The 20,404-nt window shown below is 67.5% G+C and carries 19 protein-coding genes; 4 read left to right on the top strand and 15 right to left on the bottom strand.

Translation table 11 applies throughout. From position 1 onward, the window contains the following. Nucleotide 1: 1 nt before the first annotated feature. From EIZ44_RS46110 to hppD, 7 genes are all read right to left on the bottom strand, one after another. Complete coding sequence (locus EIZ44_RS46110) at nucleotides 2-1,801, bottom strand: hypothetical protein (RefSeq protein WP_134733405.1); 1,800 nt, start codon at nucleotides 1,799-1,801, stop codon at nucleotides 2-4. 40 nt (nucleotides 1,802-1,841) lie between these two features. Further along, nucleotides 1,842-2,747 (bottom strand): immunity 49 family protein, encoded by a 906-nt coding sequence (locus EIZ44_RS34670; RefSeq protein WP_240691499.1) that lies wholly within the window; start codon nucleotides 2,745-2,747, stop codon nucleotides 1,842-1,844. Further along, nucleotides 2,717-3,274, bottom strand: a complete 558-nt coding sequence (locus tag EIZ44_RS34675) for a hypothetical protein (RefSeq protein WP_037816728.1) — start codon at nucleotides 3,272-3,274, stop codon at nucleotides 2,717-2,719. The genes EIZ44_RS34670 and EIZ44_RS34675 overlap by 31 nt, the downstream gene beginning before the upstream one ends. Further along, the gene (locus EIZ44_RS34680; protein WP_134733409.1) at nucleotides 3,274-7,239 is read right to left on the bottom strand and encodes a DUF8616 domain-containing protein; all 3,966 of its coding nucleotides are present in this window, start codon (nucleotides 7,237-7,239) and stop codon (nucleotides 3,274-3,276) included. The genes EIZ44_RS34675 and EIZ44_RS34680 overlap by 1 nt, the downstream gene beginning before the upstream one ends. Beyond that, on the bottom strand, nucleotides 7,239-7,544 hold the full coding sequence (locus tag EIZ44_RS34685; RefSeq protein ID WP_037816726.1) for a type VII secretion target: 306 nt from the start codon (nucleotides 7,542-7,544) through the stop codon (nucleotides 7,239-7,241). Before EIZ44_RS34685 ends, EIZ44_RS34680 begins: the two co-directional genes overlap by 1 nt. A 30-nt stretch (nucleotides 7,545-7,574) precedes the next feature. Continuing rightward, nucleotides 7,575-8,138 carry a YbaB/EbfC family nucleoid-associated protein gene (locus EIZ44_RS34690; protein WP_134667077.1) on the bottom strand — a complete coding sequence of 188 codons (564 nt, stop codon included), beginning with the start codon at nucleotides 8,136-8,138 and terminating at the stop codon, nucleotides 7,575-7,577. Between the two features lie 199 nt (nucleotides 8,139-8,337). Further along, entirely contained in the window at nucleotides 8,338-9,537 is a 1,200-nt protein-coding gene (hppD, locus tag EIZ44_RS34695) for a 4-hydroxyphenylpyruvate dioxygenase (RefSeq protein WP_037816724.1), read from the bottom strand. Nucleotides 9,538-9,658: 121 nt separating this feature from the next. On the opposite strand from hppD, the gene EIZ44_RS34700 reads away from it, so the two are divergent. Then, a complete protein-coding gene (locus tag EIZ44_RS34700) occupies nucleotides 9,659-10,129 on the top strand; it encodes an Lrp/AsnC family transcriptional regulator (RefSeq protein ID WP_009083170.1) in 471 nt (156 codons plus the stop codon). On the opposite strand, the gene EIZ44_RS34705 is transcribed toward EIZ44_RS34700, so the two are convergent. The 3 genes from EIZ44_RS34705 to EIZ44_RS34715 form a co-directional block, all read right to left on the bottom strand. Next, nucleotides 10,113-10,916, bottom strand: coding sequence for an MBL fold metallo-hydrolase (locus EIZ44_RS34705; RefSeq protein WP_134733411.1), 804 nt, complete (start codon nucleotides 10,914-10,916; stop codon nucleotides 10,113-10,115). The genes EIZ44_RS34700 and EIZ44_RS34705 overlap by 17 nt on opposite strands. 97 nt (nucleotides 10,917-11,013) lie before the next feature. Next, entirely contained in the window at nucleotides 11,014-11,514 is a 501-nt protein-coding gene (greA, locus tag EIZ44_RS34710; protein ID WP_037816721.1) for a transcription elongation factor GreA, read from the bottom strand. A gap of 187 nt (nucleotides 11,515-11,701) precedes the next feature. Continuing rightward, nucleotides 11,702-12,076 carry a DUF4307 domain-containing protein gene (locus EIZ44_RS34715; protein ID WP_205670152.1) on the bottom strand — a complete coding sequence of 125 codons (375 nt, stop codon included), beginning with the start codon at nucleotides 12,074-12,076 and terminating at the stop codon, nucleotides 11,702-11,704. Between the two features lie 261 nt (nucleotides 12,077-12,337). Between EIZ44_RS34715 and mca the strand changes: the two genes are divergently transcribed. Together mca and EIZ44_RS34725 are read left to right on the top strand one after the other, a co-directional pair. Next, a complete protein-coding gene (gene mca, locus EIZ44_RS34720; RefSeq protein ID WP_037816719.1) occupies nucleotides 12,338-13,252 on the top strand; it encodes a mycothiol conjugate amidase Mca in 915 nt (304 codons plus the stop codon). Then, complete coding sequence (locus tag EIZ44_RS34725; RefSeq protein ID WP_134667071.1) at nucleotides 13,249-13,608, top strand: hypothetical protein; 360 nt, start codon at nucleotides 13,249-13,251, stop codon at nucleotides 13,606-13,608. Before mca ends, EIZ44_RS34725 begins: the two co-directional genes overlap by 4 nt. A gap of 19 nt (nucleotides 13,609-13,627) precedes the next feature. On the opposite strand, the gene EIZ44_RS34730 is transcribed toward EIZ44_RS34725, so the two are convergent. From EIZ44_RS34730 to EIZ44_RS34750, 5 genes are all read right to left on the bottom strand, one after another. Continuing rightward, nucleotides 13,628-14,338, bottom strand: coding sequence for an ESX secretion-associated protein EspG (locus EIZ44_RS34730; protein WP_134733413.1), 711 nt, complete (start codon nucleotides 14,336-14,338; stop codon nucleotides 13,628-13,630). 25 nt (nucleotides 14,339-14,363) lie between these two features. After that, entirely contained in the window at nucleotides 14,364-15,599 is a 1,236-nt protein-coding gene (locus EIZ44_RS34735; protein ID WP_134667067.1) for a hypothetical protein, read from the bottom strand. Beyond that, the gene (locus tag EIZ44_RS34740) at nucleotides 15,599-16,174 is read right to left on the bottom strand and encodes a DUF3558 domain-containing protein (RefSeq protein ID WP_205670147.1); all 576 of its coding nucleotides are present in this window, start codon (nucleotides 16,172-16,174) and stop codon (nucleotides 15,599-15,601) included. The genes EIZ44_RS34735 and EIZ44_RS34740 overlap by 1 nt, the downstream gene beginning before the upstream one ends. Nucleotides 16,175-16,203: 29 nt before the next feature. Beyond that, the gene (locus EIZ44_RS34745; protein WP_134667065.1) at nucleotides 16,204-16,605 is read right to left on the bottom strand and encodes a hypothetical protein; all 402 of its coding nucleotides are present in this window, start codon (nucleotides 16,603-16,605) and stop codon (nucleotides 16,204-16,206) included. Nucleotides 16,606-17,107: 502 nt separating this feature from the next. Then, the gene (locus tag EIZ44_RS34750; protein WP_134667063.1) at nucleotides 17,108-17,680 is read right to left on the bottom strand and encodes a hypothetical protein; all 573 of its coding nucleotides are present in this window, start codon (nucleotides 17,678-17,680) and stop codon (nucleotides 17,108-17,110) included. A gap of 312 nt (nucleotides 17,681-17,992) precedes the next feature. On the opposite strand from EIZ44_RS34750, the gene EIZ44_RS34755 reads away from it, so the two are divergent. Next, the gene (locus EIZ44_RS34755) at nucleotides 17,993-20,236 is read left to right on the top strand and encodes a hypothetical protein (RefSeq protein WP_134667061.1); all 2,244 of its coding nucleotides are present in this window, start codon (nucleotides 17,993-17,995) and stop codon (nucleotides 20,234-20,236) included. Nucleotides 20,237-20,404 lie beyond the last annotated feature (168 nt).

Below are 20,404 nucleotides of genomic sequence, written 5' to 3' on the forward strand. Positions count from 1 at the left end.
TCTACTGTGGACTTTCCGGCAGCCGGGCGCTGAACCACAGCGGGAGATAGTCCTCTTCGCGTGGGTAAAGTTCCTGGTCCAGCGCGTAATCCTCGGGCCGGGGCGGCGTGTGGAAGGCCGGTTCGTCGTCCTCGTCGAAGCTGGCCTGGTAGTTCGACGGCGAGTCGATGACTAGCGAGAGCGTGTACCAGGTGCCCCGTCCTTGGACGTACTTCGCGCGCCGCAGTTCAGCCAACGGCTTCGACAGCTCTCGCGCGACGGGCACCTGTTGCGTGCTCCCGTCCGCCATCCGGGCGCCGCAGGCGAGGTTCGCGTGCCTGCCCAGCGTCATGAAGTCGAAGACGATCTGCTGCCATCCCTGCGGAGCGGCGGTGACGAGGGCCGTCGAGATCTCGCCCAGCAACTGCTCTGGATCCCTCGGAGCCGGTTCGCTGGGGCGGCTTTCCTCGGCGGGCATGGTGGTCAGCGCCGCGAGCATCCGTTCCTGCGTCGCTTCGTCCACCTCCGGTGCGGCGTATCCGGCGGCCCGGATGTGCCCGAGCAGTTCCGGATCCGGCGAAATCCCGTGCTCGCGCAGGTAATAGGCGACCGCGCCGGGCCACACCCAGCTGCCGTCGGTCCGGAAGTTCAGCGGAACAGCGTCCGTGCGCGTCCGATCGAAGGCATCGGTGTCCTTGCTGCGCGACGCCAGGATGACCGGCGCGCTGTCGAGATAAGTGAGAACTCGCTCGCGCTCCTCCACCGACAGCGCTTCCCTCTCGACGACCGGATTCCCCGCCTCGTCGAGCCCGTCGTAGACCCGCGGCGTACGCAGCTCGACTGCCGGACTCGCTGAATCCTCTTCGGGCGCAACGGTTTCCGCCTCGGTCTGTTGTGCTTCTGCGGAAGCAGTAGTCGCCGCCGCGACCTCGCTTGGCTCGGACTGCGCCTCATCACCAGCCGACGCCGACGCGGCCTGCTCCAGGTCGGGCAGCGGCGGCGGAGTGGCGGGCACCGGCGGAGGTGAGCTGGGCTCGTCCACGGGGAGCGCGGGAATCGGTTGTTCAGTGGTCTGTGCGGGAGGAGTGGCGGGTGGGTTTTCGGTGTCCGGCAGCGGCGGAGGCGAGGTGGGCGCGTCCACGGGAAGTGCGGGAATCGGTTGCTCGGCGGCCTGTGCGGGAGGAGCAGCAGGCGGATTTTCGGTGCCCGGCAACGGCGGAGGCGAGGCGGGCGCGTCCACGGGGAGCGCGGGAATCGGTTGCTCAGTGGCCTGTGCGGGGGGAGCAGCAGGCGGATTCTCGGCACCCGGCAACGGCGGCGGCACCGCGGGACCCGCGCCAGGGACGGGCGGCGGAACCGGCTGTCCGGGAGCAGCAGCGGGCGGAGTCGCGCCAGCTCGCTGTCGCAACCACGGCGGCACGAAGCGGTCCTCGCGCGGGAAAAACCGCAGCTCGTCCTGGAAGCCGATCGGCGGAGGCAGCTGCCGCCAGCGCGGTTCGACGTCCGGCTGGTAGTCCGTGAAGGGCGGCTGCTGCGGCGAAAACACCAAGGTCGCGGTCAGCCACGTGCCGCGGGCCGGCTGGTACATCCCGGTGCGCAGCACGCCGAACAGGCGCGGCAGCTCCGGATGCGGCTGGACCGGGTAGGTCCGGTTGTCCGGGGCGAGCGCGGCGACGTCGACTTCGACATGCCGTCCCGCGGCGCGGCAGACGACCTGCAACTGTTGCCAGCCCGCGGGCAACGCGGACGCGGCCGCCTGGCCGATTTGCTGGACGAGCTCCTGCTGCTGGGCAGCAGTGAGCGGCACCGGTGGCCGGGTCATGGGTTCAGCGGCTCCTCACCGGGCGAACGCTTCATTTCGATCAACCGTTCCGCGACGGGCGAAGGCCCGCGAGCAGGGTGGCCGGCGTGTAACCGGACTGCACGTCGAAGGTCATCCCGACCGAACGGGCGAGCACCGCGACCGCCAGCGGGGCCAGGGCAAGGAAGCCGTCCGGATCGGTGGCGCGGTCCTCGGCGGTCCAGTACTCGCGATGCCGCTCCAGCGCGGAGACGAACGCCTCGGCGAACTTCTTCGAGTCCCGGCGCAGCACGTAGTAGAACATCCGGATCGGCGGGTACACGAGCTGCAGCATTACCTCGGCAGGCGTGAACCGCGCGGTGTCCGGGTCGGTGCCGTCCATCGCGGGCAGGAACATCTCCGGAGTGACCTCGCGGTGCGCGAGGAACGTCTGCAGCGTCTCGACCCACGGGTACAGGTATGCGTCGTACTCGATGCCCGACGCGCGCAGCACGTCCAGCGGTACCGCGGCCAGCTGCTGGATCAGCACGTCATCGCGCTGAATCACGGCGAGCCAAGCCGCGGTGAGCCAAGCCGCCGGGCCGGTGTGCGACGTGGGGCCGGTGGCGGCGAAGCGCCGCGGCCTGCCGATTACTGCCTCGACCTCTTGCCCCTCTGGCGCGCACGCCGCGGTGAACGCAGCGGCTGCGGCCTGAGCGGCGAGCTCGAGATCGCCCCAGGTGTCCGGGTCCTCGGTGTCCGGGTCGACGACGCTCCGGTACTGCCCGAGCATCAGTTCCCGGCGCACGATGTTCGCCAGCACGCCGGTGTCCTGCGCGAGGTAGTCGAAGTAGAAAGCCACCTGCGGCGACAGCTTCTCGACCTGCTTCCACGCGACGTCGACGCCGACGGAATGCCGGGCAACGGCAGTCCCGCCCTGGTCCGCGAGCGGCACGGTCATCCGCCGACGACGATGTCCTGCGCCCACGGCGGCAGGAAATCGGACCCGGTCTCGCGCATGACCTCCAGGCGCTCGCGATACCGCTCGACGTCCGGAGTGATGGCCTTGAACCACGCGCTGACCGAAGTCCAAGCGACGCGCGCGGGCTCGTCTTCGGTGAGCAGCCAGACCCGCGGGTCGTCCTGATCGGCGTCGGCGCCGTCGACCACGTGGTAGGTGTACCCGCCGTGCGCGGCCAGCACCAGCGCGCCGTCCACATCGGACAGTTCGGCGTTCTGCGCGTTCGCGGTGGCGACGGCGTGGTTCTTGGCCTCGCCGCGCACCGCGGCCACGCCCAGCGAACTGCCCGGCAGCCACAGTCCGTGCGTCGTGCCGATGAGGCGCAGCACTTCCCTCGCCGCGGCGGGCACGGCCCGGGCGCGCTGGTCTTGCGCCATCGCGTCGATCTCGGCATCGGATGCTCCGCGCACCGATTCCGCGCGCAAACCGGCTTCGACCGCACCGGCGAAGATCGCGCGAACCAGTTCCGCGCCGTCGCCCGGAGACGCCGTCATCACATCAACCTTTCACCGGCGAGGTTGACGACCTCGACCCGGACATTCGGGAAAAGCTGCTTGTACTGCAGGATAACATCGGTACAGGAGTCGCAGATCTGGTACTCGTTCGGAATCATGTCCCGCTTGGTCGACGGCAGGTCCACCACCATCCGCAGGTCGCCGCTCATGTCTTCGCGCGTCACCGGCGTGTAGGTCTGCCCGTTCTGGTGCGCGCGTTCCGCACCGCGGCGGTTGATTTCCTCGAGTGCGCCGTCCATTCGGTCCCGGGCCCGCGCGGTGTCGCCGCGAAGCCCTTCGCGGTACATGTTTTCGTTGTTGGCTTTGAGGTACGCCGCTTCCTCGCGCCGGGATTTCTCGATTTGCTTCTTGACGATGTCGTCGATTTCGTCGCGGTCGAGTCCGGAACGGGCGGCGAAATTGTGCCGCACCATTTCTTCGAGCAGCTTCGGTTCCGAGTCGTGGGTGCGGCCGAACTTGCCGTCGGGGTCGGGCATGCCGAGTTCGGGCCGGTACGGACCGGCGTCCTTGGTGCCGAACAGCCGCTCGGACTTCGGCCACTCGGGACCATCCTTCGCCGGCGCCCAGTCGTGGGACTTCCCGCTGAAGCTGTAGAGATCGACCGTGTCGCCGTTCGCGTCGCGGTACCTCGCCGTGGTGAGGGCCCGTTCGTGCGGGCGGCGCACGTCGTCGGTGAGCGGGTTGCGGTTCCCGTTCAGCTCTCGCACGTCGTCGAGACCCTCGGCGCGGCGGTCGCGGTTCTCCTGGCGGAGGTCGCGCACGTCCTGGTCCCGCTGTTCCTGGTTGAACGGCGGCTGTCCGCGGTCGACGGCGCTGTCGGCGTCGATGTCGTGCGGGTCGTGGTGTTTGCCGTCCGGGGCGAAACCGTCGTCGCCGACGTGGTGCGACGTGCCGTCCGGACGGTGCACCGACCATTCGCCGTCCGGCGGGATCCGCGGCCGCATCCGTCCGTCCGGCCCGATTTCGTAGTTGGACGAGAAGACCCGGCCGTTCGAATCGGTCCACGCAGGCTTGCTCGGGGCCATCACTTCGGTGTCGAGGTCGCGCGACAGCCGGTGCGCGAAGTCGTTCGACCCCGCGTCGCAGCCGATCAGCCGGATCGGCCTGCCGTCGTAGTTCCCGTTGCGCCGCAGGATGTCCGCGAACTCTTCCGGCGTGTACAGCCGGTCGCCGATGCGGGCGTGGCCGTCCGCTGTGACGTGCACGTCCACCGTGTAGCGCCCGTCCGGGTCCGGCTGGACGCGGTGCGGCAGGTCGCCGAGTTCCGGGTCGCCGCGGTGGTACGAGCTGCCCGCCGGGGTGTCTTCGGCGTGCCGGTGGTTGACCTCGTCCGGCGACAGCGGCTCGTCGTGGTGCGGCGGGGTGCCGTCGTGGTCGGGGTTGTCGTGGTGGTTCGACCCGTCCCCGTCGTGGTGCTTCGGGTCCTGGTGCTTGGGCTCCGGGCCGGCGTGGTCCGGCTTGCGCTCGGGCGCGTCGTGATCCGGTTTGTGGTCGGACTTGTCGTTGCCCGGCTTGCCTTTCCCGTCGTCGTGCTTCTTGTCCGGGGCGGTGTTCTCGGGTTTGCCGCCGTCCTTCGGCTTTCCTGGCTCGTCGGCGTTCGGTTTCCCAGTCCGTTGTGGACTGTTGGCTTCGCCGGGCTTGGCGGGCGGCGCGTCAGTGCGAGCGCCGCTGCGTGCGACGGGTTCGGGGGAGCCGTCGGGACGCCGTGTGCCGCCTGCCTCCGTGCCGCGCTGGGCACCGCCGGGACCGGTCGCGACAGCCGCCGCAGCCGGGGGTGCGGAACCGTCGCCGGACCCGCGGTTCGCCGACGAGGGCGATCCGCCGCCGGACGTCGGAGCGGGCTCCGAACGGCCGAGACCCGGATCCGTACCAGGCCGTTTGGGCTGTCCGACGTCGCCGCCGTCGCCGGGACGCTGCGGACCGCTCGACGAATCCGCCGGACGCTGCGGCGAAGATCCGCCACCGCCGGAGGAGTCGCCAGAGCGCGGCGTGGAGCCGCCATCTGAAGGCCGACTGGAGCCGCCGTCGCCGGTGCGCGGCGTGGAGCCACCGTCCGACGGGCGACCGGACCCGCCATCGCCGGTTCGCTGCGCCGGGGCCGAGGAACCGCCGTCGCTAGGCCGCTGCGGCGCGGGCCCGGAACGATCCGGAGTGCGGCTCGGCCCGCCGCTGTCCGCCGGGCTCGGGCCGCCGCTCGGCCGCCGGCCGGAAGGACCGCTGTCCGGAACCCGGTTCGGCGCGACGTCAGGAGCCCGCGACCCCGGCGTCCCAGTCCAGCCGCTGCCGGTGGGCCGAGGCGACGGACTGCCGCCACTGGCCGGGGCGCTGGTCGGGCTGCCGCCGCCACCCTGCTGCGGGATTCCGCCGCCCGCCGGGCTCTGGTTCGGTGCCGAACCGCCGCCGTCGTTCGAGCGGATGTGCTGCGGGGGAGCGGCTTGCGGGGAAGGAGCGTCCGCGCGAGGCGGGGCGTACCCGCTCGCCGACGTCGAATCGTTGCTGCTCGAATGATGCGGGCTCGGCTCGCTGCCGCCGGAATGCGTGCCGCCGCCCGACGACGAGGAACCGCCGGAATGCGGTGCCCCGCTGGAATGGCTGGGCGGAGCGCTGACCGAGGACGGGCCGTCGCTGTGCGAAGAGCTTTGCGGCGAGTAAGAACTGTCCGGGGCACTGTTTCCGACCCCGGACGTCGGGCTCGAATCACCGGCGAACGTCGACGGGCTGGAGTCGGTGTGGCTCCCGACCGGGCTGTCGGAACCGCGCCGGGGCGACGACGTCACAGTGTCGATTGTGGACGGTCCAGTGCCATCCGGTGACGACGAAGGCGAACTGTCAGCCGACGGGCTGTCGCTGCTGGGACTGTCGGACCCGTTGGGGCTGCCGGAATCCCCCGAGCGATCGCCGGGCGCATCGGAGCCGTCAGCATCATCTGAACTGTTGTGGCCGCTGTTCGGACTGTCGCCGTCCGCACCGTCCGACCCGTTGGAGCGACGCGAACCGGACGGCGAACCGGGATCCGCGTCCCCGTCGCCGGATCCGGTGTGGGGCCCGCCGCCGGAACCGCCCGTACCGCCGCCGGAGCCGCCGCGGTGGAAGAAGCCGCCCGCCTTGATGTTCTTCGTGCTGATCACGTCGAGGCCGGTGACCTTGCCGGCCAGCTTGCCCAGCACCTTGATGATCTTCGTGAAAACCTCGGCGAGCTTGCCGAGCAGCGGCGAGACCCGGCGCATCGTCTCGCACAGCTTCGTCAGCAGCTCGCTGATCTTCTCGCCCCACTTGGAGATCGCCGTGACCGCCTGCGCGACCACCAGCGGCGTCCCGAACCCGAGCGAGAACACCTCCTCCATGACCCAGGAGATCAGCTTGCCCACCAGGTCCGCGATGAGCTGGCGCACCAGGCCGCGCACGAAAGCGACGACCTGGCCCATGATCATCGTGACGGTGCCGATCGCGCTCGCGACCGTCGCCGCGCCGCCGATCGCCTCGGCCGCTTCCGCCGCGGACTTCCGGTACGCGTCCGCGCCGTCGCCCTTCCACTCCGCGGTGCCGGTCTTGACCGCGTTCTCGAGGTCTTTCTGCCGTTCCTGCAACGCCTTCGCGACGTTGCCCCAGGTGTCGGCATAGGACTGGATCACCGGCGGGTTGCCCGCGACCGAGTCCAGCATGTCCTTCAGCGGCTGCACGTGCTCCATCAGGAACGACGCCACCGACGACATCAGGTAGCCGAACGGGTCGATCGCCGCGCCCGCGATCTCGCCGGCGAGGCTCGCGACGCCGAGGCCGCCGGAAACCCAGTCGCCGTCCGCGATCCCCTTGAACGCGTCGGTGGCCGATTCGGCGATGTTGATGCCGGTGGCGTAGCCGTAGTCGCCGTTGCCCTCGGTGAACGGCCCCGGCCCGTCGCCGTCCTTTTTGGACTCTGCGACCAGCGGATTTCCTTCGGGCATCAGTCGCTCGCCTTCATCGAACCGGCGGCTTCGCTTTCGTAGCTGTCGTACGCCTTCGCCGCGTCGCGCACCTTCTGCGCCTGGGCGTCCATCGCCGTGACGGTGTTCTCCAGCGCGTTGATCCCGTAGTTCTCGACCGGGTCGAGCATCATCCGGAACGGCTGGCAGAGAATGCCGTACGCGTCGGTCGGCATGCTGACCTGGTTCGCGGCGTCGACAGCCTGCTTCAGCCCGTCGGCGATCCCGTCGAGCTGACGGGCGTGCGCCTCGAGATCGCCGCCGATCTCATAACCCCTGGGTGCCATGGTTTTTCTTCCCCCTGGAACGGCTTGAAGTCAGGACAGGATCGATCCGCCGAAGTCGTCGTCATCGTCCGACGAGCTCCGGCGGCGACGTTGCTGCTGAGGCGGTGGCGGTGGTGTCGGCGGGCCTGCCGGACGCGCCGGCGGCGGTGCGGGGGCACCGGTTTCTTCGGCGTCCTCGGGCAGGAACCGGCGCACGCGGTCGGACGCGGACTCGGCCTGCTCCTCGACCGGCGGCGCGGGGAACGTCCGCTGCGCGTCGGCCACCAGGGTTTCCGCGGTCTCGTCGCCGCCGACGGTCTCGGCCGCGGCCTGCTGCAGCAGTTCGGGAATCCGGGCCTGCGCGCGCTGCACGAGCCGCATCACCTCGGCGGAGACGTCGGCCATCTTCTTGCCCGCCGCGGAGTCCGCGAGCACCAGGTTCTTCAGCAGCCCCTTGGCATCCACGGTGACCTCGACCGCACCATCCTTCGACCGTTCGGTGACGGTTTGGCCCTGCATGCGCTCGGCCATCGCCTGGTAGCGGGCAGCAGTCTGCTGGAGTTGCTTGGTCCAGCCCTCGATCATCTGCTCGCTGGCGTCGACGCTGTCCGGCATCGGGCCCCTCTCTCCACGGTGACTTCTCCAGAATGACGGTCGCGCGGCCCCGTCGGTTCCGCGCGGTTCCGAATTGTCCGCGCGGCGCGGTTTAGTATGTGATGTCGACTACTGTACGCGAACTTCCGGTTGCGCGCTGTTAAATAAAACGGCCCGCCCGCGAGGTTCGCGGACGGGCCGGGGAAGGGGAGCGAGCGGATCAGAGGTTGCCGCGGCGCTCCTGCTCCCGCTCGATGGCCTCGAACAGGGCCTTGAAGTTGCCCTTGCCGAAGCCGAGCGAACCGTGCCGCTCGATGAGCTCGTAGAACACGGTGGGCCGGTCGCCGATCGGCTTGGTGAAGACCTGCAGCAGGTAGCCGTCCTCGTCGCGGTCGACCAGGATCCGGTGCTCCTTCAGCGTTTCGATCGGCACGCGCACCTTGCCGATCCGGGCGCGCAGCTCGGGGTCGTCGTAGTACGAGTCCGGGGTGTCGAGGAATTCGACGCCCGCCTCGCGCATCGCGGTGATGGTGGCGATGATGTCGTTGGTGGCCAACGCGATGTGCTGGCAGCCCGCGCCCTCGTAGAACTCGAGGTACTCGTCGATCTGCGACTTCTTCTTCGCGATCGCGGGCTCGTTGAGCGGGAACTTGACCCGGTGGTTGCCGTTCGACACCACCTTGCTCATCAGCGCCGAGTAGTCGGTGGCGATGTCGTCGCCGACGAACTCCGCCATGTTCACGAAGCCCATGACGCGGTGGTACCAGTCGACCCAGTAGTCCATCTTGCCGAGTTCGACGTTGCCGACGCAGTGGTCGACCGCCTGGAACAGCCGCTTCGGCGCGCCCTCGGGCCGCTTCACGGTGCCCTCGCGCGGCTCGTAGCCGGGCAGGTAGACGCCGTTGTAGCGGGACCGGTCGATGAGCGTGTGCCGGGTCTCGCCGTAGGTCGCGATGGCCGCGCGGCGGATCGTGCCGTGCTCGTCGGAGACGTCGTGCGGCTCCTCGAGGATCGTCGCGCCCTCCTTGCGGGCGTGCTCGATGCACTTGTCGACGTCGGTGGTCTCCAGCGCGAGGTCGATCACGCCGTCGCCGTGGCGGCGGTGGTGGTCGAGCAGCGGGGAGTCCGGCTTCACGCCGCCGGTGATCACGAAGCGCCCGGAGCCGGACTTGAGCACGAAGGCCTTGTGGTCGAGCTGTCCCGTTTCGGGGCCCGAGTACGCGACCAGCTGCATGCCGAACGCGACCTGGTAGAACCACGCGGTCTGGGTCGCGTTGCCCGCGATGAACACCACCGCGTCGAGGGCCTTGACCGGGAACGGGTCGGTCGAGGCGTCGTGGTCCACCAGTCCGACGAGCTGGCGGAGCTGGTCATAGCTGACGTCGTCGAGTGCGCCGTGCGGATCCATCGTGGAGGTCATGCACTGAGCATGAGTCGCGCCCGGCAAGCTGCGCAACGGTTTCCGTTTCAGCTGGACAATGTGCTCAGCTTATCCTGGAGCAGCTCGGTCATCTTGGACAACCTGCGCAGGGAGAAAACCGGTGCTTGACTCGCTCGACGCGCGACTGCTGCTGTTGCTCACCGACTCGCCGCGGCTCGGCGTGCTCGAATGCGCGCGCCGGCTCGGCGTCGCGCGCGGCACCGTGCAGGCCCGGCTGGACCGGCTCACCGAACGCGGCATCCTCGGCGGCTTCCCGCCCGAACTCGATCTGGCCGCGATGGGGTACAGCCTCACCGCGTTCGCCGTGCTGGAAATCGCGCAGGGCAAACGCGCCGGTGTCGCGGAGGCACTGGCTGCGATCGACGAAGTGTGCGAAGTGCACGCCACCACCGGACAAGGCGACCTCTTCGTACGCCTTGTCGCGCGCGACAACGACGATCTGCAACGCGTCATCGACGAAGTGGTTGGCGTGCCCGATGTTCTGCGTACGTCGACTTCGATCGCGTTGTCGACACCAGTGCCGCCGCGAGTGCGGCCGTTGCTCGAACGAACGGCTAGGACACGTACGTGAGGTAGCGCTTCGCGGAGCGCTGTACGACGTTATGGCCGTCCGTACGCACGATTGCGTCCCACCAAGCGCCGTAGATGGCGTCGAACGCGTACGGCTCCAACAGTTCCGCGGCGTGCCGTACGACGCTCGGCCGCTCCGGGATGAGGTTCGGGTAGCTGTACATGAAACCGACGTGCGTACGGTCCGGGATGACCTGCACGATGTCGCCGGTCAGCAGCGCGCCGCGGCCTTCCTCGCCGTCCGGCCAGTGCAGCACCGTGCCGCCGGCGAAATGCACGCCGAGGTTGATCAGCTGGAGATCTGGAGAGACATCGAGCGTCGTGCCGGTCCACAGCTGGATCGACGGGTCCGGACGGCCGATCCACTGCTGGTCGTTCTCGTGCAGGTAGACCGGGACGTCGAAGGCGTGCGCCCATTCGACCATCGTCGTGTAGTAGTGCGGATGGCTGATCGCGATGCCGGTGATGCCGCCGAGTTCGGTGATCTTGCCGATCAGTGCGTCGTCGAGGTAGGCGGAGCAGTCCCAGAGGAGGTTGCCGTTGTCCGCGCGGACCAGCAGCGCGCGCTGGCCGATCGCGAACTTCGGATCCGAACCGACGCCGATGAGTCCCGGTCCTTGCTCCTCGACTCGTGGCTTGAGGCTGCCGTCTGCGCGGAGCGTGGCCAGGTCGGTCCACTTCTGCCCGCCCGGCGGCACGTATTGGCGCTCGTCCTCGCAGATCGGGCAGTCCGCGCGCGGGGCGGCGTACTGCATCCCGCAGGTCAGGCAGAGCGGTCGGGTGCTCATCGGTGTCCTCCAGTGGTTGTGCTGGAAGACACGCTAGACCGCCGAACGCGCGCCGGGCCACGGAAAACCGGGCGGGCGCGCGTTCGGCGGAAACGAGTCAGGACTCGCTGTAGGGCACCGCCTTGACCAGGGTGACCTTCATGGTCTTGCCGTTGGGCAGCTCGTACTCGCGGGACTCGCCCTCCTTGGCGCCGAGCAGCGCCTTGCCGAGCGGCGACTCGGGGGAGTACACGTCGAGCGCGCCCTCCGCGCCCTCTTCCCGGGTGGCGAGCAGGAACTTCTCCTCCTCGTCGTCCCCGTCGTACTTGACGGTGAGCACCTTGCCGGGGCCCGCCGTGCCGTCGTCGTCCGGAGCCTCGCCGACCTTCGCGTTGCGCAGCAGCTCCTGGAGGTGCCGGATCCGGGCTTCGGCCTGGCCCTGCTCTTCGCGGGCCGCGTGGTAGCCGCCGTTCTCCTTGAGGTCGCCCTCTTCGCGGCTGTCGTTGATGCGGGCGGCGATGACCGGACGATTCTCGATCATTTCGTCGAGCTCGTGCTTGAGCCTGTCGTAGGCATCCTGGGTCAGCCAGGTCACCTTGGTGTCGCTCACGGTCACCATCTCCTCGTAGGGCCTGCCAGGCTTGGGTGTACAAGCCGGCCACCGCGTACGCACGCGGCTGAGATAAAGGAAAAACACGGCCCGTCGGGGGCCGTGCTGGTGTACGAGCGTATCACGGCAGGACAGGTCGACGCCGGTCCATTTCACGCCGCGCGGACGCTCGCCGCGCATTTCACTCCGTTGGCCGCTACGGGGTTGACAGATAGCGTGGTATGGAATACGAGCAGCCGAACACGTCGGCGGTCACCGGGGTCCCGATGCTCTTCACCACTGTGTTCACCCTGCTGTGGCCGGCCCCGGCGGGAACCAGCACCTCCCGGCGGCCGCTTTCGGCGCCGGACTTGTCGCGCACCCGGACGACACACACGCCGGGCTTGCTGTCGTCGTCCCGAGTGACGTTGATGGTGACCTGCATCGCGTCGCCCGGCCGCTCCTCGAAGCCGATGCGCTCCGCTTCGATCGGAGTCGTGCCGAGGTTGAGGTAGTAGACGAAGCCGATCGCGCCGCTCACGACCAGCGCGATGGCCACGTAAAGCCACCTCCGCCAGCGTTTCGACGGCATGCCCTTGCCCGCGGTGCCGTACCGGTCCGCGGGCCGCGCCGGCACGGCACCACCCTCGGCGGTCACGGTCTCCCCGCTCTGCAAATCCGGGCCTCCGGTCAAACTTGTCGTACCCCTGGGGACAATAGGCAGTGCGGCCGGTCCGGGGCACCACCCTGGTCGATTATCCGCGACCCGTTCCGGCGGCGCGGAGCCGGGGCGGTTTACCGCGGCGCAACCAGGTGTCACGGAATAACAGGACAGGAAAGGGCCGTTCGGACCATGGTGGGAGCCGACGAGCTGACAACAGAAGACCGCAAGCAGCGACTGCGCCTGATGGCGGTGCACGCCCATCCCGACGACGAGTCGAGCAAGGGCGCCGCCACGATGGCCAAATACGTCGCCGACGGGCACGAGGTCATGGTCGTGACCTGCACCGGAGGCGAGGCGGGCAGCATTCTCAACCCGGCCATGGACCGGCCGGACGTGCTCGCGAACATGACCGAGATCCGCCGCGAAGAGATGGCGCGCGCGGCGAAGATCCTCGGCGTGAGCCACCGCTGGCTGGGATTCATTGACTCCGGGCTGCCCGAGGGCGACCCGCTTCCGCCGGTGCCGGAGGGCTCGTTCGCGGTGATCCCGCTGGAGGAGTCCACCGAGGCCCTGGTGCGCGTGATCCGCGAGTTCCGCCCGCACGTCATCACGACCTACGACGAGAACGGCGGGTACCCGCACCCGGACCACATCCGCACGCACGAGGTGTCGATGGCGGCCTTCGACGCGGCGGGCGACCCGGAGCGGTTCCCGGAGGCGGGCGAGCCGTGGCAGCCGCTCAAGCTGTACTACATGCACGGGTTCTCCAAGGCCAGGATGGTGGCGTTCGACACCGCGCTCAAGGAGGCCGGGCTGGAGTCGCCGTACGAGGAGTGGCTCAAGTCCTGGGACCCGAACCGTGCCGACATCATGGAGCGGGTGACGACCCGGATCGAGTGCGGGGAATACTTCGAGGTGCGCGACGAGGCGCTGAAGGCGCACGCCACGCAGATCGACCCGACCAGCCGCTGGTTCGCCGTTCCGCTGGAGATCCAGCGCGAGGTGTGGCCCACTGAGGAGTACGAGCTGAACCGCTCCCTGGTGGACAGCACGCTGCCGGAGGACGATCTGTTCGCAGGCATCAAGGAGAAGGTGAGCCCATGAGTTTCGGTGTGCCGGCCGTCGCGGTCGTCCCGCTCACCGCGTCGGCGCTGGTGCTGGCCCAGCAGCCGGACAGCGGGGACAACGGCGGCCAGGGCGAGGACTTCGGCAAGTCCTCGCCGGTCGGCCTGCTGGTGCTGATCCTGTTCCTGGTCGCGGTCGTCTTCCTGGTCCGCTCGATGAGCAAGCACCTGAAGAAGGTGCCGCAGAGCTTCGACAAGGAAGAGGCCGGTTCGGAGACCGCTTCCGAGGATGGTTCGGCTGAGGCCGAGCCTTCCGCCGAGGCAGATGAGGCACCGGCCGCGGCTGCGGCTGCGGAGAAGAAGCCGGACGCGGCGGCGGCCAAGAAGAGCGACTGACCTCCCGTGACGGGTTGAACTAGCTGGTCAGCCCGTCGCGGAGGGCTGCGATCTTGTCCGTGAGCAGGCTGTCCTCGCCGGGCAGCACCGTGATGTACCGGTTTCCTTCGGGCCCGGACACCTCGAACGCGACGCGCCCGTCGGTGAGGTCGAGGTAGCTCAGCGGCCCGGCTTCCGCGCGCCCTGGTTCGCGCACGACCACGGTTATCTCGCCGACGCCGAACCAGGTCTGCTGGAACAGGGCGTCGACTGCGCGGGCGGCCGGGCTGCGATCGTCGGTGAGGTCCGCCTGGAAGTCCTCCTGGGGCAGGGAGAACGCGCTCAGCCGGGCCGGCCGGTACCGCGGCAGGCTCGCGACCAGCGCACCGGCCGGAGTACGGGTTCCGTCCAGCACCTTCAGCCGCACCCGATCGCCGGAGCACAGCACCTTCACGCCGGTTCGTCCCCGGACCGCGACCAGGACCCCGTAACGGGTGCCCTGGTTGTCGACGTGGGCCACGTACTCCGTATCGGCGCGGGCCAACGCATAGAGCACGTCCTCGAACTCGTCAGTGAACCGTTCGTGGTCGAGCAGGCCCAAGTGGCTCAGCTCGGCATGGACGGCACCGTCGAGAGGCTTGTCGTCCGGGACGAATCGGATCCGGTCCGAGAACACCGGATGCGGCTCCGCGAACCCAGCTTCCTTGAGCGCGCTAAGGAGGGCGTCCAGAGACAGATCGGTCGTGCGCACCGCTGGCTCCCTTCCCCCCGAGCTGCTAGTGAGGCGGCTGATCTGCGCCGATCACCGGCGGCACCGGCTTCAGGTCGCTCCCGCCGAACAGCTCGTTGGGATCGGTCTCGTGGAGGTAGGCGGGGGCTCTTTTCGCCTTGTCTTCCTCCTTCTCGCCAGCCTTACCGGGTATTCCACCGCTGAGCACGCTGCTGGCTTTGCCTGTGGCACCGGGTGTTCCAGCGGCGCTGCGGCCGGGGACCGGTTCGACGGCTGCGCCGGCACCATTGCCAGCGCCGAAGCGGCCGCGTGGGCCAGGCTCACTGCCGGTATTGCTTCGGGAACCGCTGTTGCCTTCCGGAGGACCTCCGGGCGAGTATCCGAGCGGAACGAACCCGCTGGGACCGTTGGCAGCGACCGGCTGACCCGATGGCCCGAATCGATAACCGGGTGGTGTCGGCAGCGGTGCCAAGCTCGGCTCGTGCGAACTGATGCGAGTCGGGTTCGGTGGCGAGGCGCCTGAGGCTGGCGACGGCTGGGGCTCCGTCGACCGAGTTTCGCCGTTGCCGTGGCGGACCCACGGGGTGTGGCTGCCGTTCCCGGGCCAGGCTTCCCGTTCCTCCTGAACTGGCGCAGTTGATCCAGGAACGGGTTTTCCCGCTTCTGTCACGGGCGCTTCGGGCCCGTGACCAGTGGGTGGCTTGCCACTGACGGGACCCGGGGCCGGGTGCTTCTGCGATCCGGTGGCTCCGGCGACGCTGATAGGAGGGAAATCCGTGCCGGCCAGCTCCGCGTACAGTGCGGGAATCGCGGCAGTGTTCGTTTCGGTGGCCGAGTTATAGCCAGCGTAGGCATCGACGTTGTGCTGGGCATCGGCTTGCCACTGGTCCAGCTTACGGAAGTAGCTGCTGTTCCCGTGGATCAAGTCGTATACGTCCTGCGGTGTGAGTTTCGGCCGATCCCCAATTGGTTTTACTGTGTTCTTAACCAGTTGGAAGGCTGATATCTGATCGTTCGCCGCGGCGTGGAGCGACACCAGGCTCGTACTGTGATCCGCAGTTGCGGCCATGAGCGGGGTCGTGGAATTGGCCGCTTCTTCGGCGGATGCTCCCTGCCAGCCGGCGCGCACCTTTGCTGAGAGCTGGGCGATGCGGTCGATCCGGTCCAGCAATCGCTCGCTGAGCTGAAGTGCGACCCGATCGGTCTCTCCGAGTGATTCCGCTCCTTGCCCGCCAGTAACCTTGTTAAAGATCTCCGCAGGACTCAAAGACTCGCTCGTCATCACCGTGCTCCCGGAAGATTGCCAAGTATCTTTTCCGCGACTTTTCGTGCGGATTCACAGGGGTCTTCCTTGCCTTTGTTTTCTGGGGATTGCCTAACGGAAACTTCGATGGTTTCGCGATCGCTGACACCAACCGCGACGTCGCATTCGCCCCTGCTGGCACGTGAATCGTCCTGGCCATAGGCGACTGCTGGGAGGCCATTGACTGGGGCGAGCGGAAGAAAGAAGGGGTAGATGCCCCCTCGCGATCGATAGATCGAGGTCAGACCAAGGTCGTCTACGTTCGGGACGGCCACTTGAATCGTGGCGAGGGAAAGCCAGCCGCAGGAGGGTCCAGCGGGCGACTTCAGGTCGGGCTTAACCCGGGCATGAGGGCCGAGAAGATCCGAAATCTGGGTGGAAGTCAGTGCATTGCAGGGGTTTTGCTTAAACCGGCTGACATCGACGGGCGTCAGCACTTTCGGAACGCCAGGGCCGGGCACCTGACCTGTCGTGGTGTCCCCTCTTGGCGATTGCGATGTCGGCTGTGCAGGCCGTCCGTCGATGGTATCGGAACAGCTTACGAGAACGAGCATGGCTATGCAGCCAACCAGTACGCCCCGTTTCACAGGCTGCCGCCGGTGCGATGAAGATCTGTTGAATGCGCATCTTCGGTGACTCCGTACCGGTCGAGTGCCGCACGGTACTTCGCCGCCTGGTCGCGGCAGTACTTTTCACACTGGCGCAGCGAATTCAGCAGCGCAATTCCGGATCTGCCGAAAGTGGTCGCGTTCTCATCGCTGGAGCGATCCAGTCCCGGCGGCTGAGTGCGAGATATTATGTCAATGGAAAGCTGATCCATCTTGTATGCGTCGGCGAGATTTTCGAACTCGGTGGCGATTTCGTGAAGCGTCGCTTTGTCATACGAGTAGCCGTCGCCGAGCAACGGGGCGACGGCTAGCGTCTCGATCGAAGCTCCGCCGTACCTTCGAACTGAAGGCAGGGCGGCCTGCTGATTGTCGGTCACGATGTACGCCTCCCCTGCGTAGATCGTCCCGGGTCCGCTGGGCCCAGTCGTGAGGTCACGCTCTGACACCGGGTAACTACTTTAGCGTTCCCGATTAAGCCTGTCTGCCTTTGTGAACACCAAACCGCGGCGGAGTTGGAGGAATGTTGGTCTGAGCAGGGGGATTGTCCTGCTGCCAGCTATCAGAGTCACCCAAATGTCGCACCCTGTCGACAGGGGCGCTTCACTCCCTTGATACTGAGACGGACCTGATGCCGTTCAGTCAGTTGCTCGTCGTAAAGACTCTCCGGCGGCAGATGTTTTCCCGGCCGGAGTTCATCCACTGCCGGCCAGGCAGCTGGAAGTGCCCGGACGGCGGGCACATGGTGATGTCGTCGTAGAGGGTGTACTGCGCCAGTGCGGGCCTACGTCGAGAATCCGGCACGCTCTGCAAGCGAGAGGAACAGGGGTGGATCACGGTGCAGTGGCTGGCCGTGTTCGGGCGGCATCCTGGCATCCGTGACTAGGCGCGCACGTTGCTGCCGGTCGCGGTGCATTGCGGGAGCAGGCCTTTCCTGGCTGCTGATGGTGTACGCGGCGGGCTGGTCGCGGATGTCCTGTGCGACGGATTCGTCGGAGGACGGGTGTTCAGCAGGTTGATCCGGATGGCGTTCTGCCCGATACCGAATGCGGAGCAGAAGTGGTCGGCCATCAAGTCGTTGCCCCGCTGTCCTGCTCGGTGTCCACAGGCATCAGCTGGGGCTTGAAGAAGCCGCCGCCGTACCTGGCCGGGTCCTGCTCGGGCTCGGCTCGTCCGGGGAGAGGTGTGCGCGACTGGATCCGCTGAGACGACCGGGATAAAGTAATGCGCGACAGCGGCATGCGTGTGCTGGCTTTCTAACGCATTTGTCGGCGGAACGTCGAACTGGACGGTCTTCCCTTTGCCGGAGGTCATCGCCCGGTCGAACTGCAGGCGGGCGTTAGGCGTCCACTGTTTGCTACGCGTGTCGTCCAGTCTCGGCTCGATCTTGCCCATGCTGACCGCGTGAATCCGCGGCTGCTCCCGCAGGCGGTGCACAAACACCTCGTCACCCACGTGGAAGGACAAAAACGTCCTTGACGTCGAGCCTGTCCGCGCCGACCGGCATGCAGCTGGCCGACTGGCACGTGGCTGTTGGTGACTGCGACGGGCGAGCGCGCTGCCGACCGATCGCCGCTATCAGTGACCAGTGTGCGGAGTTCGCCTACTGCGATTAAGCGGGTTTCGTCCGATCATTTTTCCGTGTCGCGCAGTTCGACTTTGCAATCCACCCTGGCCGCCTCTTTCGCGACACGCATCGACGTGGAGAAAGGAGCAGATTGGAGGAAACGGCAGACGCTGGCGCGGCCATGTTGGTAGATTCGGGTAATGAACCAGCGTCCGGTGGGACTACCGGCTGACGCACGCCATCGGCTGACCGCCGATCTCAGAGCACGCTCCCTCGCCTTCCCGGAGATCGCCGATTCCACTCGGTCGGTGCCGCTGATCCGTGAGTCGTGGGCCGCGCGCCTGGCTGCGCTACCCGCCATGTTGAAGCGCGTCGAAACGGCCGCTTCTCCCGACTCGTATGAGACCTGGACCTACCTAGGGCTAAAAACCAGCCTCGCCCGTCTGGAGGCAGCCCGCCGCGACATCGTCGCCATGCTCATAGCACTGGCACCGTTCGATCTGCGCGATCTTCCCGGGCCTGGAGACAGGGAGTCGGTCGACCGAAACCAGAGCGCAGTGGATCAGCCTGCCGGGTCGCTGACTCTCGCGCCTGATTCTTCCGAGGGCGACTCGGCGACCGCGACGAAGGCCGACATCCTCCGGTCAGGTCTTCTCGCTGCGGTCGACCGCGTCATCGACGCCGCCCTCGACGCTATCGAGGCCGGCAACAAGCCGCCTTGCGTCACCGTGGATCTGGCCGCACTGGTCCCGCCCGTTCCCACGATCGCAGTCCCTGATCGCGGCACTGCCCTAGCAGTCGCGTTTGGCATGAGGACGGTCCCGGTCGACGGGGACGGGACCTTCAGTGCCTCCCGCGTCCTTGAGGCGCACAAGTATGCAAACTCGTTCCTCCTTGCCTACTTGCTGACCCACATGCAGGCGTTCGGTCTCGCGCCCACCGACGACATGCTCGCCATGATCCTCGTCACTGGCTGGATCGTGCAGGCACCGGATGCTGTACTCGCATGGCAGACGCTCAGATCGACGGTCCTCCGACTCGAGAACGCCGAGCGTGTCGCCGGTGCCGTGACCGAGCACGACTCGACCAGCAGCGAGGAGTCAGACGCAGAAACACACGCTGTAGCCAGCGAGGGCTCAGACGCTGCATCCGGTGACCCCCGCAGAGACGTCTTGAGCGCTGTGCTCGCTCATCTGGCGGACCGTGAGGAGGCCTTGCGCCAGAGCCGACGAATTATCCAGTCCTCCACACGCGTGCTCCGATCGACGACGGACACCGAGTTGGCCGCCCACGCTCTCGCTGACGTCTACCGCAGGCTCGTCGAAGGCCCCGTGCGTCAGTACGGGTGGGCGATGCGCTGTCTCGCTGCGGGTTCATGGAGCCCGCCGCCGATGGTTGGATCGCTCAAAGACGGGTTCGCAACGGACCGATGGCTGAGCGCTGCGCTGATTCCCAAGCTCCTTCCGGAGGTGCGCAACGGCCAGGCGCACGAGGCGCTTGAGTGGGACGGACTCCGCGGCATCTTCGTTGTTGAAGGCGTCGAGGTCACCTTCGAGCGCGTGAATATCGCGACTACGGACTGCATGTCCTTCACGCTCGGGTGCGAGGCGGCGTTCGTCCACTGGCGCGCGCTCGCTGCCGTGCCCGGTGCCATGTTCCCGGCTGCAGGGCAACCGGGACGGATGGCCGAGTGGCGTCGTGTCGAAGCTATGTTCGGCACCAACGGCCTGCTCATCGATACCTTCACGTTCAACGCGCTGCGTCTCGAGGCTCGGATCGAACGCCTCGACATCGAGGACATAAACCCGGCCCTGCAGGCGCTCGTGCACGCTCGACAGTTACTCGTCCATGTGAAGTCGTTCGCCTACCTCATCTCAGGATCGTCCGAGGCCGTCATCGAGGTTGACGCCTCGGCCCTGGACGCCACCCATCCTGTCTGGCTCCACGCGCGCGAGCACTTCGACTCCATGCCGCTGTCGACGTTCCTCCCAGCGAACCTGAACGCGCGACTGCGACACGAGCCGGAGGACACCGCCATCCAGGCCGTCGCGTGGATTGCTGCTGACTGCGCTCTCGGCGCTATCGACGGTCTGCCGCCGATCTGGCAGGCGGAGCACCTATTGCTCGTCCGCTTGCGTTTAGAGCACACGTGCCTTGCGCTACGGCACACCATATCGATTCACCAGCGGCGACGCCCTCTCGAAATTGTTTTGAGCATCCTCGACCACGTTCGGGACGACCTGGCCATGCTTCTGCCGTTCACCCGCGCCGCTCTGGTCGACGAGCTTCCTGCGCTCATCAGTCTGAGGGGTCTGTGGACCGCCTGGGGCCCCGTGTCGAGGATGCCCGGCATCGACAGCGTGCGCGAGGACCCATCGTCGGCCTACCATCGAAACCCGAAGCGTCGCACGATCTCGCCACACAATCGGTGGATCAACATGTAGGGAGTGCCATCCGAAATGCCAATTTTTAGCCGTCGGCGAGTGGATGCGCGGACCGGTCGTCGCCAACCATCTAGAGTTGGCGACGTCTGTCCCGGCGACTTCGAGCTTTAGCTGCAACATGAAATCCGATCTAGCGAATCAGGGCCGCATAACCTGGGTGCTGTAAAC

Origin of the sequence: Amycolatopsis nivea (assembly GCF_004522235.1) — a bacterium.
GTDB classification, from domain to species: Bacteria; Actinomycetota; Actinomycetes; order Mycobacteriales; family Pseudonocardiaceae; genus Amycolatopsis; species Amycolatopsis nivea.